The sequence below is a fragment of the Microvirga lenta genome (genome assembly GCF_020532555.1).
Taxonomy (GTDB): Bacteria; Pseudomonadota; Alphaproteobacteria; order Rhizobiales; family Beijerinckiaceae; genus Microvirga; species Microvirga lenta.
This window is the reverse complement of the sequence record NZ_JAJBBR010000001.1, coordinates 442994-456933: the sequence shown is the minus strand read 5'-3', so window position 1 is coordinate 456933 and position 13940 is coordinate 442994. Positions and strand designations below refer to the sequence as shown.

Genomic DNA, 13940 nt, shown 5'->3' with positions numbered 1-13940 from the left:
TTCCCTCTTTGAAGCTCGTGTGCTGGTTCATCTAAAACACCGTTCCGTCGCTGATGATCGTGAGGGGCGGCGAGCCGTCCTGGCGCCGCTCCCTGGCCAGTCTGCGCCCGGTCGCCCAGGTGCCGCCTTCGAGCACCTTCGCGAGCGGAAAATCCTCCGCCTTGAAGCCCAGCCTGGACCTGATCGGATCGGCAATGCGGTCGAGAAGGGCAACCGTCAAGGCCCGCCACTCGACGACGAGCGTCGAATCGACGGTGTGGGAGCGCTCGGTATCCGCCGGATCCTTCAAGGCCAGCACGCCTGAATCGAGGAAGAGGCCGCCGTTGCGATATTCGGGCAGGCCGGTGAGGCCATCGACCTCCACGACCGTGTAGCCCGCCCATTCCAGGGGCTCGATCAGCGAGTAGGCCAGCCATTGGGACAGCTTGTGAAAAGGCACCAGGCCTTTGGTCACGTCGGGCGCCTCGACCAGCGGATGGCGCCAGGTATCGCCGAGGTCGACGCCGCCGAGGGTGATGCGGCCGGGCCAGATCGGGCCGAGATGGTCGAGAAGGGCATCCAGAATGGAGGTCGCCCGAATCGTGTCGCCCTCGGCGGTCTCCGCAATCACGTCGAAGAGGCCGCCCGGACGCGGATCGTCATGCTGACCGAAGATGTCCGGATTGGTCGCGACGACCCGGCCGAGGCGGTTGAGCAGGGAAGCCCGGCCCTCGACTCCGATCAGGGGATTGTCCTGCGTCACCTGAAATCCGGATGCCAGATCGTCCGGCGCAAGAGTGAGCAGAACATCCGCATCGACGCGGAAAGGATCCTCGGGCCGGCTGGAAAAGGCGCCGCCGATGAACATGTCGAAGCTTGCGACGGCCAGGCCTTCCGACCGGATATAGGTTTCGCCCGTTCGCCCTTCTTCGTAGCGCCACTGCGCGCCGGCACCGGCATCGAGCAGCACCGAGACGATGGCGAGGTCGAACGCGGAACGGGCCATGGCGGCGGCGTCGGGCCAGGGGGCCCCGTGCATCACCGCGTCCCACCGGTCGTGACCTCCCGCGGAGAAGTGGCGCCAGCGGGCATGGAAGGGGATCTCGAGGGCGGGATAGGCCTCACGGATCGTGGCGACGACCTCGTCGGCGCAAGAGTCGAGCCGGTCGAGATGAACGTTGAAATGCCGGAGGCGGCCGTCGAGGCCATGCCGGAGAATCTGGTGAGACCTGTCGCGAACGGCCGCGGCGGACAACAGGCTGCGGGCGGCTTGTGTTTCCGAGGAAATATTCAGCTGATCCGTCACGCAAGGCCCCGATGCTTCCGAAGGAGAAGCGTTAGCATAGAGTGAGGCTCCGCAGCACTCTCGCACGGAGCCGTTTGAAGAGAAGGTTAAGAGCTAGAAGCGCTCGAGGTCGCGGCCCTTCACCTTGTCGAGTTCCGAGGCATCGGGCGCGCCGTCGGGAGTGTAGTAGCCGGCCGCCTTCTTCGCCTCCAGCTCCACCTGCGCATCCGGAGGCACCAGCTCGGGCGGGATGGGGACACGCTCCACCACCTCGATTCCGGAACCCGTGATGGCGTCGTACTTCATGTTCGACATGGACATGAGCCGGTCGATGCGGCGGATGCCGAGCCAGTGCAGCACGTCGGGCATGAGCTGCTGGAAGCGCGCGTCCTGCACCCCGGCCACGCACTCGGTACGCTCGAAATAGGTGGTTGCGGAATCGCCACCCTCCTGCCGTTTGCGGGCATTGTAGACGAGGAACTTCGTGACCTCGCCGAGCGCCCGCCCTTCCTTGCGGTTATAGGCGATGACGCCGACGCCGCCGGACTGGGCCTCGCGCACGCATTCCTCGATGCCGTGGACCAGATAGGGACGGCAGGTGCAGATGTCGGAGCCGAACACGTCCGACCCGTTGCACTCGTCGTGCACGCGGCAGGCGATCCTGCGCTTCGGATCGCTCAGGCCCGCCACGTCGCCGATGATGTAGACGGTGGTGTTGCCGATCGGCGGCAGGAAGACGCTCATGTCCGGGCGCGTGACGAGCTCCGGGAACATGCCGCCCGTCTGCTCGAACAGGGTGCGCCGCAACTCGCCCTCGGAGCAGCCGAACCGAGCCGCGATGCCGGGCAGGTACCAGACCGGATCGACCGCCACCTTCGTGACGGAGATGTCGCCCGATTCATGCAGGACGCCACCGTCGGCCTTCAGGCGGCTGGAGCCCATGGCGGAGAGGATCTCCGGCATGTTGAGGCGCGCCTTGGTGACCGCGATGGTGGGGCGGATGTCGACGCCTCCCGCAATCTCGTCCTTGAAGACCTGCCCGACCATGTGCCCCCAGGGATCCAGGGAGACGATCTTGCCGGGCTCGAACCATTGCGGATGGGGGCCGATCTCCGTGGTGGGGTGGGTGTTGTGCAGATCGGGCCGCGCCACGGGATTGAGGGCGCGGGCGGAGATCGCAAGGGCCCTGTAGAGCGAATAGGAGCCGCCATGGGCCCCGATCACGTTACGGTCTGCGGGATTGGTCACCGACCCGATGATGGGGCCGCGCTCCCTCGGATTTTCGGCTCCCCACTTGATCGGATGGCGGCTTGTGGCGGCTGAAGGCTCCGGGTGGGACGTAAGCCGGATATGGGTCGAGCGGTTGGGTGAGCTCATAAAATCATCTTCCACGCGTGAACGGGAAGACTCCCCATGGACCGTCCGGAGAGTCTCCTTACGATCTATGGGAATCTGATCCAAAGTTGCGGGCGCGTCAATGACCCCCGGTCCACGCCGGGCGTCTAGAGCCAGGATCGGCCTTTTCCCGCATGGCCGACATCGAGATGGGCCAGCACACTGGCTCCGATATCGGCGAAGCTGCTGCGCTTGCCGATGGCGGCCGGCTCGACCTCCGGCCCGAAGCACAGGATCGGGATGTTCTCCCGCGTGTGGTCCGTGCCCTGCCAGGAGGGATCGTTGCCGTGATCGGCGGCGATGATGACGAGATCGCCCGGTTCGAGGACGGCCTCGATCTCCGGAACGCGCCGGTCGAAGGCCTCCAGCGCCGCCGCATAGCCGGGAATGTCGCGGCGGTGGCCGTACTCGCTGTCGAAATCGACCAGATTGGCGAAGACGAAGCCGCCGTCGCCCAGACCCCGCATGGCGTCGATGGCGGCCGACAGGCAGGCGTCGTTGCCGTTGGGCTTGATTTCCCGCCCTGTGCCGCGGTGGGCGAAGATGTCGCCGATCTTGCCGACGGTGACGACCGGGCGGCCCGCCTTCGCCAGCGTGTCGAGAATGGTGTCGGATGGGGGAGGGGTGGCGAAATCCTTGCGGTTGCCCGTGCGCCTGAAGCCCTCCTCGGGCGAGCCGACGAAGGGGCGGGCGATGACCCGGCCGATCTTGTACCGGTCGCAGAGCTCGCGCCCGATGCGGCAGAGGTCGTAGAGCCGCTCCAGCCCGAAGGTTTCCTCATGGGCGGCGATCTGCAGCACGCTGTCGACGGAGGTGTAGCAGATCGGCTTTCCCGTCCGCATGTGCTCGGCGCCGAACTCGTCGATGATCTCCGTGCCCGACGCGTGCTTGTCGCCGAGAATTCCGGGAAGCTTGCCCCGTTCGATCAGCGCATCCGTCAGCTCCTTCGGAAAGGACGGAACGGTGTTCGGGAAGTAGCCCCAGTCGAAGGCGACCGGCACGCCTGCGATCTCCCAGTGACCCGAGGGTGTGTCCTTGCCTTTCGAGGTCTCGATGCCGTAGCCCCAGGCGCCCTTCAAGGGGCCCTTCGGCTCCAGATTGGGCGGGATCCTGCCCGTGGACGCCTCGCAGGCGAGGCCGAGGCCGAGCGCCGCCATATGGGGCAGATGGAGCGGACCCTGGCGCAGGCCCGCCCGGTCGCCGCGGCCCGTGGCGCAGGCCTCCGCAATGTGCCCGACCGTATCGGCGCCCGCATCGCCATAGGCGGCAGCGTCCTGCGCTCCGCCGATGCCGACGGAATCGAGCACGATGAGAAGGGCGCGGGGCATGGTGTCTGTCCTTCGGGTCAGGGAGTCACGACCGATACTGCATTACGGCCGCAGTGGCGACCCCTGCTCGCCGTGGGGGTGTCCCTCATGGGCGTGCCCCTCATCATCGTGCGCATGGGGCCTGGGCGGGCATTCCGGGCCATGCAAGGACCCGCCGGAGGCATGGATTTCGATCTGGATCGTCGCGTGCCCGATGCCGAAATGCTCCTGCAACTCCCGCTGCACGTCGGCCAGGAAACGGTCTCCGGGGTGGCCACCGGGCATGGCCAGGTGCACCGTCAGGGCGGTCTCGGTCGTGCTCATGGCCCAGATGTGCAGGTGGTGCACGCGGGCGACGCCCGGGAGTTCGGCCAGGAACCGCCGAACCTCGGCCACGCCAATGCCCTGCGGCACTCCATGGAGCGACAGCGTCAGGGACTGGCGCAGCAGATCCCAGGTGCTCCAGACGATGACGCCGGCGATGACGAGGCTGAGGACGGGGTCGATCCAGGTCGCTTCGGTCCACAGGATCGCCGCACCGGCAAGCACGACGCCCAGCGAAACCGCCGCGTCGGCCACCATGTGCAGGAAGGCGCCGCGGATGTTGAGATCCTGGTGGCTGCCGCGCATGAAAAGAAAGGCGGTGAAGCCGTTCACGATGATCCCGATGCCGGCCACGATCATGACCGTGAAGGCCGCGACAGGAGCAGGGTTCATCAGGCGGCTGATGGATTCCCAGACGATGCCGCCGACCGCGACCAGGAGCAGGAGCGCGTTGAAGAGAGCCGCGAGGATCGAGCTCGAACGCAATCCATACGTGAATCTCTCGGTCGGGCTGCGCTTGGTGAGCAAGGCCGCGCCCCAGGCGATGGCGAGGCCGAGCACATCGCTCAGGTTATGGCCCGCATCCGACAGGAGCGCCATGGAATCCGCGAGGAACCCATAGACGGCTTCGATAATGACGAAGCCGAGATTGAGAACGATCCCGATGACGAAGGCGCGGCCATGCCCGGCCTGATGGGCATGGTCGTGGTGGGAATGGCCTGCTTGGTGGTGATGTGCGTGCATGGTCCGACCGCCCAGCCTCACTGCCTGACGGCGCCGGCTCCGACCGTCTCGAGGTTGAAGGCCGCGGCGAAGAGAGCCCGGGTATACTCCGTCTTCGGCTCCGCGAAGATGCTCTCGGCCGAACCCTCCTCGACGATCTGGCCGTTCTGCATGACCACCACGTGGTTCGCGAGCGCCCGCACCACCTTCAGGTCGTGGCTGATGAACATATAGGCGAGATTGCGGCGCTTCTGGAGGTCGCGCAGAAGCTCCACGATCTGCGCCTGGACCGACATGTCGAGAGCGGAGGTGGGCTCGTCGAGCATGATGAATTCCGGCTCCAGGGCCATGGCGCGGGCGATGGCGATGCGCTGGCGCTGACCGCCCGAGAATTCGTGCGGGTAGCGGTCCATCGTCGCCGGATCGAGCCCCACATCGTGCAGGGCGCGGGCGACCACGTTGCGCCGCTCGCCATAGGAAAGGCCCTTGTCCTGCACGAGCAGCCCTTCCTCGACGATCTCCGCCACCGACATGCGCGGCGACAGGGAGCCGTAGGGATCCTGGAACACGACCTGCAGGTTCTTGCGCATCGGCCTGATCTCGTTCGCGCGAAGACCGTCGATGCGCTTGCCGAGGAAGACGACCGGCCCTTCCGACGCGACGAGCCGCAGGATCGCAAGTCCCAGAGTCGTCTTGCCGGACCCCGACTCGCCGACCACGCCGACGGTCTCCCCCTTGCGGATGCGCACGGACACGCCGTCGACGGCCTTCACATGGCCGACGGTCTTGCGGAAGAAGCCGCGCTTGATCGGAAACCACACCTTGATCGGGCCCGCATCGACGACGACCGGCGCATCGGTCGGCACGGGATTGCCGCGGCCCTTCGGCTCCGCTGCCAGAAGCCTCTGGGTGTAGGGATGCTGGGGATGGCCGAACACCTCCTCGACCGTTCCCTGCTCCACGATCTTGCCCTGCAGCATGACGCAGACACGGTCCGCCACCTTGCGGACGATGCCGAGATCGTGGGTGATGAACAGCATGGCCATGCCGAGCCTGCTCTTGAGCTCCGCGAGCAGCTTCAGGATCTGGGCCTGAACCGTCACGTCGAGAGCCGTCGTCGGCTCGTCGGCGATGAAGAGATCCGGCTCGTTTGCAAGCGCCATGGCGATCATGACGCGCTGACGCTGGCCGCCGGAGAGCTGATGCGGATAGGCGCCGAGCCGGCTCTCCGCGTCGCGGATGCCGACGAGGTCGAGGAGTTCGAGCGTGCGGGCGCGGGCATCCCGATCGGACATGCCGCGATGGAGCTTGAGGATCTCGCCCACCTGCCGTTCGATGGTGTGGAGCGGGTTGAGCGATGTCATCGGCTCCTGGAACACCATGGCGATGTCGTCGCCGCGAACCTTCCGCATCTCGTTCTCGTCGGCGGCGATCAGGTCCTTGCCCTTGAAGAGGACGCGCCCGGACGGATGATGTGCGGTCGGATAAGGCAGGAGCTTGAGGATCGACAAGGCCGAGACGGACTTGCCGGAGCCGGATTCGCCGACGAGCGCCACCGTCTCGCCAGCCCTGATGTCGAAGGAGATGCGGTCGACCGCAAGCGTGTCCCGCTCTCCCTGGCGGAAGGCGACCGACAGATCCTGAACCGAAAGAAGGGGCTCCGTCATCGGAAGGCCTTTCTGGGGTCGAAGGCGTCGCGCACGGCCTCGCCGACGAAGATGAGGAGGCTCAGCATGAGCGCGATCACGAAGAAGCCGGTGAGCCCGAGCCACGGCGCCTGAAGGTTGGCCTTGCCCTGAGCGAGCAGCTCACCCAGCGACGGAGATCCCGGAGGCAGGCCGAAGCCGAGGAAGTCGAGGGAGGTCAGGGTCGTGATCGAGCCGTTGAGGATGAAGGGCAGGAAGGTCAGCGTGGCCACCATCGCATTCGGCAGGAGATGCTTGAACATGATGGTGGCGTTGGACAGCCCGAGGGCGCGCGCGGCGCGCACATATTCGAAGTTCCTGGCCCGCAGGAATTCCGCCCGCACGACGCCCACGAGGGAGACCCAGGAGAAGAGCAGCAGGATGCCCAGGAGCACGAAGAAGCTCGGCGTGATGATGGACGAGATGATGATCAGCAGGTAGAGCGCCGGAATCGCGGTCCAGATCTCGATGAAGCGCTGGAAGAGAAGGTCGACCCAGCCGCCGAAATAGCCCTGCACGGCGCCGGCCAGGACCCCGATGACCGACGAGATGCTGGCGAGCGCAAGGCCGAACAGAACCGAGATGCGGAAGCCGTAGATCAGGCGCGCCACCACGTCCCGGCCCTGATCGTCGGTGCCGAGCCAGTTCCACTCGATGTCGCTGCAGCCGGTGCCGCCGGTGCGCTCCGCGATCGGGCGGCACTGCTCGTCCGTCAGCATCCAGGTCGGAGGCGCCGGGGCGGGCACCGGCAGGTCCAGATTGTGGGTGTTGTAGGAGAAGCGGATCGGCGCCCACAGGAGCCAGCCGTTCTCCTGGATTTCCTGGGAGATGACGGGATCGCGGTAATCGGTCTGCGCCAGGAAGCCGCCGAATTTCTCCTCCGGATAGTCGACGAAGGCCGGGTACAGCAGCTCGCCCTTGTAGGAGGCCAGGATCGGCCTGTCGTTGGCGATGAATTCCGCAAACAGGCTCAAGGTGAAGAGCACCAAGAAGATCCAGAACGACCAGTAGCCGCGCCGGTTGGCCTTGAAGTTCTCCAGCCGGCGCCGGTTGAGCGGCGAAAGACGGATGAAGCCCTGGCGCGGAAGCGGCGGCGCCACCGGGATGCTGGCGGCAGGGGAGACGACGGGAACGTTCTCGTTCATCTCATGCCTCCCGTGTCTCGAAATCGATGCGGGGATCGATCCAGGTATAGGTGAGGTCCGAGACCAGGTTCACCACGAGGCCCACGAGCGAGAAGATGTAGAGATTGGCGAAGACCACGGGATAGTCGCGGTTCACGATCGACTCGAAGGAGAGAAGGCCCAGGCCGTCGAGGGAGAAGATCGTCTCGATGAGGAGAGCGCCGGCGAAGAACGCGCCGATGAAGGCGCCCGGGAAGCCCGCGATCACGATCAGCATGGCGTTGCGGAAGACGTGGCCGTAGAGCACCTGCCGTTCCGACAGGCCCTTCATCCGAGCGGTGAGCACGTATTGCTTGCGGATCTCGTCGAGAAACGAGTTCTTCGTGAGCAGGGTCGAGGTGGCGAAGGCGCCCAGCGCCATGGCGGTGATGGGCAGGGCGATGTGCCAGAAATAGTCGAGGATCTTGCCCGCGAGCGAGAGCTGCTCCCAGTTCTCCGAGGTCAGGCCGCGCAAGGGGAAGATCTGCCAGAAGGAGCCGCCCGCGAAGAGCACGATCAGGAGGATCGCGAAGAGAAAGCCCGGAATCGCATAGCCGACGATGACGACGGCGGATGTCCAGATGTCGAAGGTGGAACCGTCCCTCACGGCCTTCTTGATGCCGAGCGGAACCGAAATGGCATAGGACAGGAGCGTCATCCAGAGCCCGAGGGAGATCGAAACCGGCAACTTCTCCTTGATGAGCTCCAGCACCGAGATGTCGCGGAAATAGCTCTTGCCGAAATCGAAGCGGGCATAATCCCAGAGCATCTTGAGGAAGCGCTCGTGGGCCGGCTTGTCGAAGCCGAACTGGGTCTCCAGCTGCTTGATGAATTGCGGGTCGAGGCCCTGCGCGCCGCGATAGCGGGAGGAGGTGGTGTCTCCGCCGCCGCCTCCGGGGGCGCCTTGCCCGCCCGAGAAGTCGCCGCCGCCGCCGGAGATGCGGGAGGTGGCGCCCGAATCCTGTCCCTGCAGCTGCGCGATGATGCGCTCGACAGGGCCGCCCGGGGCGAATTGCACGATCACGAAGGAGATGAGCATGATCCCCAGAAGGGTCGGGATCATGAGGAGGATGCGGCGCGCGATGTATGCGAGCATCAAGCACCCGCCCGTGCACGGCCGATGCGGCCGAGATGGGTGTCGCTGAAGCCGGAGGCGTATTTCAAGCCGTATCCTAACATGCGGTCAAACCCGATATGAGCGGCCCAGATCGCGGCCATGCCCAGGAAGATAGGGCTGTCGAGCAACAGCCCAACCCCGGCCAGGGCCGCCGGTCCGACGGTCGAATGCAGGATATTGTAGACCATAGCCCCCAGCCGAGGACCAGCCCCATAGGCGGCAAAGCTTGCATCGGGAGCGAAGAACAGGATCGCGTAAAGCCACCAGGACAGGCCCGTGAGGCCGTAGGCCGCCGTCGCCGCGGCGAGCAGCGCCACGCCTTCCGCACGCAGGAACACTCGGGGAGCGCCGGTCACGGCAGGTGTTTCGAGTAGTCTCTCCAAGCTTATCCTCGTCCGATCCGTTTCGCCTTCTCCGCATCATACCACCATATTCCAGGTGCGCCCGATCCGAAGCGCGGCTTCGTTTCGGGACGGGAGAACTGATCCCAATAGGCGAGCCAGTCTTCGGCCTTGTACCACATGGGAACCCAGTAATGGCCGGAGCGGAGAACCCGGTCGAGCGCCCGGCAGGCGATGACGAGGTCGGGCCGGGTCTTGGCCTGGGAGATGCGCTCGATCAGGGCGTCCACGGCGGGATGGGCGATTCCTGCGATGTTGCGGCTTCCCGGCGTCTGCGCGGCCTGCGAGCCATAGACGATGCGCAGGCCGTCGCCCGGCGTCGCCGAACCGCCGAGGCTGCGGCTTGCCATGTCGAAGTCGAACTCGTCCATCCGGCGCTGATACTGGGCCGCATCCACGATCCTCGACCGGGCCTCGATGCCGAGCCGCTTCAGATTGGCCTGGAACGGCTGGGTATGCGGCTGCAGGGCGGACTGGAAATCGAGAAACTCGATGGTGAAGGGCTGCCCGTTCGGCAGTTTCAGCACGCCGCCCTCGCGCTTGCATCCGGCCGCCCGCAGGAGCTCGTCCGCGCGGCGCAGGAGCCTGCGGTCCTGCCCCGAGCCGTCGGAGACCGGCGGCACGGGCGGCTCGCCGAAGACGGAGGCGGGAAGCTTGTCGCGGAACGGTTCCAGGAGCGCCAGCTCCTCGGGAGAGGGCGCACCGACCGCCTTCATGTCGGTGTTCTCGAAATACGACGTGGTGCGCTCGTAGGCGCCGAACATGATGTTCGTGTTCGTCCATTCGAAATCGAAGGCGAGGCCGATGGCTTCCCGAATGCGCGGGTCCTTGAAGGCGTCGCGGCGGGTGTTGAAGTACCAGCCCTGGATGGAGACCGGGGACTCGTTCGGGATCTCCTCCTTCTTCACGCGTCCTTCGCGGACGGCCGGGAAGTCGTATCCCGTCGCCCAGATCCGCGAGGTGTATTCCTCGTGGAAGTTGAGCGTGCCGTTCTTGAAGGCTTCGAAGGCGACCGTGCGGTCGCGGAAGTACTCGTAGCGGATGCGGTCGAAGTTGTTCTGGCCGACATTCACCGGCAGATCCTTGGCCCAGTAATCCGGCACGCGCTCGAACTCGATGAAGCGCCCCTGCTCGAACCGTCCGACCTTGTAAGGGCCCGAGCCGAGCGGCGCTTCCAGGGTGGAGGCCTCGAAGTCGCGTCCCTGCCAGTAGCGCTCGGAGAAGATCGGCATTCCCGCGACGGTCAGATGCAGGTCCCGGCTCCGCTCCGGAGAGAGCTGCACCCGCAGCACGTCCTCCGCCTCCGCTTCGGCGGAAGCCATCTGGGTGAGGATGGAGCGGAAGATCGGGTGCCCCTTTTCCTTGAGCACGTTCAAGGAGAACGCCGCATCCCGCGCGGTCAGCCGCGATCCGTCATGGAAGCGCGCCTCGGGGCGCAGGATGAAGCGGTAGGTCAGCCTGTCGTCGGAGATGCGGATGCTCTTGGCGACGAGCCCGTAAAGGGCGTCGGGCTCGTCGCCCGATCCGGCCATGAGGGTGTCGAAGGTGCCGCTCATGCCGGCGGCGCCGTCCCCCCTCAGCACGTAGATGTTGAGGGTGTTGAAGGTGTCGAAGTTCTGATTGCCGATGGCCTGCTTGATCTGGACCGCAAGCGTGCCGCCCTTGGGGGCCGCGGGGTTCACATAGGCGAAATGCTTGAAGTCGGGGCCGTATTTCAGGTCGCCGAAGCTGGAGAGGCCATGGGTCTCGGTCTCGCCGCCTTCCTGCGCCCAGGCGAAGCGGGGCAGGCCGGCGAGGGCCATGGCGGCCACACCGCTCTGGAGAAGGGTTCGGCGTGTCGGCTGCGTCATCGGGGTGCTCCGGTCTTGGCGGCCTTGGCCTCGTCGTACCACCAGATGGTGGGGAAGGCGGCTCCGCCGTAGCGCGGCATCGTTTCGGGATGGCTGAAGCGGTCCCATCGCGCGGTCCGCTGCTTCAGATAGGTCCATTGCGGGACCATGTAGTCGTGGGCGAGCAGAACGCGGTCCAGGGCCTTGGTGGCGGCCACCAGCTCGGCGCGGTCCTTGGCGAAGATGACCCGGTCGATGAGGGCGTCGACGCCCGGATCGGCGATGCCGGCGAGGTTGCGCGAGCCCTCCCGCTGCGCCGCCTGGGAGCCCCAGTATTCGCGCTGCTCGTTGCCCGGGGACAGGGATTCGGGCCAGACGCTGGAGATGACGTCGAAGTCGAAGGAGCGGACGCGGTTGACATACTGGACGTCGTCGACCGTTCGCACCGACGTGACGATGCCCAGGCGGTCGAGCGCCGCCTTGTAGGGCAGGAAGACGCGCTCGTCGTTCGGGGAATCGGCCAGAAGCTCGATCGTCAGGGTCTCGCCCTTGGCATTCACCCGGCGGCGGTCCTTCAGTTCCCATCCCGCCTCGCGCAGGAGCCTGTCGGCCTCGCGCAGGTTCTCGCGGATCGCCGTGGGCGAGTCGCTGACCGGGTTGGTGTAGGATGTCGTGAAGACCTGAGGCGGCACCTTGTCGCGCACGCTTTCGAGGATCGCCAGTTCCTGTCCCTCCGGCAGGCCCGAGGATGCGATCTCCAGGCCGTGGAAGTAGCTCGAGACCCGCTCGTACTGACCGGAGAAGATGGTCTTGTTGATCTCCTCGTAGGGAAAGGCCAGATTGAGGGCACGGCGCACCCGCTGGTCCTTGAACTTGTCCCGCCGCAGGTTCAGCACGAAGGCCTGCATGACGCCTGTCGCGCGCAGGGGGAACTCCTCCAGGATCACGCGGCCTTCCCGGCGGGCCGGAAAGTCGTACCCTGTGGCCCAGTTGCGGGCGCTGTTCTCGGTGCGGAAGTCGATCCGGTCGCCTTTGAAAGCCTCCAGCAGCACCGTCGCGTCCCGGTAGTACTCGTTGCGGATCTCGTCGAAGTTGTGCTGCCCGACATTCACGTTGAGGTTCGCGCCCCAATAGTCCTTCACACGCTCGTAGGTGGCGCTGCGCCCGGCCTCGAAGCTCTTGAGGCGGTAGGGACCCGAGCCCAGCGGCGGTTCGAGGGTGGTCTGCGTGATGTCACGCTTGCGCCCGTCCGGCGCCGTGCCCTCCCACCAGTGCTTCGGAAGCACGAGAAGCTGCCCCATGATCTGCGGCAGCTCGCGGTTGCCCTTCTCGTCGAAGGTGAACCGCACCTCGCGCTCGCCCACCTTCTCGGCCTTGGTCACATTGGCGTAATAGAAGGCGTAGGTCGGGCTGTTCTCCTTCAGGGTCTCGAAGGAGAAGATGACGTCCTCCGCCGTGACCGGCTTGCCGTCGTGCCAGCGCGCCTCGGGGCGCAGGCGGAAGGTCACGGACGAGTAGTCCTCGGGATAGGAGAAGGACTCGGCCAGGAGGCCGTAGGAGGCGCTCGGCTCATCGAGGGAGGAGGTGGTCAGGGTCTCGTAGACGAGCCCGAGGCCCTGCTCCGGGGCGCCTTTGACCCCGGCGACCACGATGTTGAAGCTGTCGAAGGTGCCCTGGGCGCCGAGCCGGACCAGCCCGCCCTTCGGGGCGTTCGGGTTCACGTAGTCGAAATGCTTGAAATCCGGGGGGTACTTGGGCTCTTCGAGCAGACCGGAGCCATGCCGCCACCGCGCTTCCTGGGCCGCAAGGGGAGAAGAAGCCAGGCACGCGGCCAGGAGGCTCAGCAGAATGGTTCGGAACAAAAAGCGTCTCCCTCGTCGGGGCTTCCATCGGTCAGGTACATTTTTGTCCAGAACCCGACGAGCGCAAGGGACGAGGCGCAAAAGAAAAGCCGGGCCGCCAGGGCCCGGCTTCAAGATTGCGAGAGATCGCTTCGCCGTCTTACTGAGCGGCAGGCTGAGCGGCAGGCTGACCAGCCGGCGGAGCGGCAGGCTGGGCCGCAGGCTCGGCCGCCGGAAGCGGCACAGGGTTGTCGGAGAGGGTCCGCATATAGGCGAGGAGATCCGCACGGTCCTGGGCCGTGGCAATGCCCGCGAAGGCCATGATGGTGCCGGGGACGGCCTGCTTCGGATTGTGAACGAAGGCGTCGAGCGCCTCATAGGTCCACTCGCCGCCCTTTTCCTTCAGGGCCGCCGAGTAGTTGAAGCCGGCGTGAGAGGCGACGGGGCGGCCGACGATGCCGTAGAGGTTCGGGCCGACCTTGTTGGCGCCGCCGTTCTCGAAGGTGTGGCAGGAGGCGCACTTGCGCGCCTGGGCCTGACCCTTGGCCGGGTCGGCCCGGGCCAGGAGAACCGGGAGAGGCTCGGCCGGGGCGGCCGGAGCGGCGCCTGCGCCGGCGGCCTCGTCGGGAGCCGGAAGATCGTAGCCCGCGACTTCGGGCCTCTCGGGGGCGAACAGGCCGCCAGCGATGACGTTGACGCCGACCACGAAGAGAAGCGTACCGAAGACGGCGCCCGCGATCTTATTGGTCTCGATATTCATGAATTAGGCTCTCCTCGCCTTGGGAAACCGGCGGAACCAGCGCAACGGGTGGGTCGAGCGCGGGCGGGTGCCCGCGACGGGGCGTTGCTTAGCCGTAGAGATAGGGTTTTGACAATGGGGTTTTCTGGTGT

The 13940-nt window shown here is 66.0% G+C and carries 11 protein-coding genes; all 11 read right to left on the bottom strand.

Features of this window, described 5'->3' with window-relative positions:
• Positions 1-31: 31 nt before the first annotated feature.
• A complete protein-coding gene (locus LGR44_RS02420; RefSeq protein ID WP_226736814.1) occupies positions 32-1285 on the bottom strand; it encodes a URC4/urg3 family protein in 1254 nt (417 codons plus the stop codon).
• Between the two features lie 93 nt (positions 1286-1378).
• Positions 1379-2641: a GTP cyclohydrolase II gene (locus LGR44_RS02415; protein ID WP_226736812.1), complete on the bottom strand. Its 1263-nt coding sequence runs from the start codon at positions 2639-2641 to the stop codon at positions 1379-1381.
• A gap of 125 nt (positions 2642-2766) precedes the next feature.
• On the bottom strand, positions 2767-3987 hold the full coding sequence (locus LGR44_RS02410; RefSeq protein WP_226736809.1) for a phosphopentomutase: 1221 nt from the start codon (positions 3985-3987) through the stop codon (positions 2767-2769).
• A gap of 42 nt (positions 3988-4029) precedes the next feature.
• A complete protein-coding gene (locus LGR44_RS02405; RefSeq protein WP_226736807.1) occupies positions 4030-5034 on the bottom strand; it encodes a cation diffusion facilitator family transporter in 1005 nt (334 codons plus the stop codon).
• Between the two features lie 17 nt (positions 5035-5051).
• Complete coding sequence (locus LGR44_RS02400; RefSeq protein ID WP_226736805.1) at positions 5052-6680, bottom strand: ABC transporter ATP-binding protein; 1629 nt, start codon at positions 6678-6680, stop codon at positions 5052-5054.
• Complete coding sequence (locus LGR44_RS02395; RefSeq protein WP_226736803.1) at positions 6677-7843, bottom strand: ABC transporter permease; 1167 nt, start codon at positions 7841-7843, stop codon at positions 6677-6679. Before LGR44_RS02395 ends, LGR44_RS02400 begins: the two co-directional genes overlap by 4 nt.
• Before the next feature lies 1 nt (position 7844).
• Positions 7845-8957, bottom strand: a complete 1113-nt coding sequence (locus LGR44_RS02390) for a microcin C ABC transporter permease YejB (protein WP_226736801.1) — start codon at positions 8955-8957, stop codon at positions 7845-7847.
• The gene (locus tag LGR44_RS02385; RefSeq protein ID WP_226736799.1) at positions 8957-9361 is read right to left on the bottom strand and encodes a DUF4260 domain-containing protein; all 405 of its coding nucleotides are present in this window, start codon (positions 9359-9361) and stop codon (positions 8957-8959) included. Before LGR44_RS02385 ends, LGR44_RS02390 begins: the two co-directional genes overlap by 1 nt.
• Positions 9362-9363: 2 nt before the next feature.
• Positions 9364-11229, bottom strand: a complete 1866-nt coding sequence (locus LGR44_RS02380; protein ID WP_226736797.1) for an extracellular solute-binding protein — start codon at positions 11227-11229, stop codon at positions 9364-9366.
• Positions 11226-13070 (bottom strand): extracellular solute-binding protein, encoded by a 1845-nt coding sequence (locus tag LGR44_RS02375; protein ID WP_226736794.1) that lies wholly within the window; start codon positions 13068-13070, stop codon positions 11226-11228. Before LGR44_RS02375 ends, LGR44_RS02380 begins: the two co-directional genes overlap by 4 nt.
• Positions 13071-13209: 139 nt before the next feature.
• A complete protein-coding gene (locus LGR44_RS02370; RefSeq protein ID WP_226736791.1) occupies positions 13210-13809 on the bottom strand; it encodes a c-type cytochrome in 600 nt (199 codons plus the stop codon).
• Positions 13810-13940: the final 131 nt, after the last annotated feature.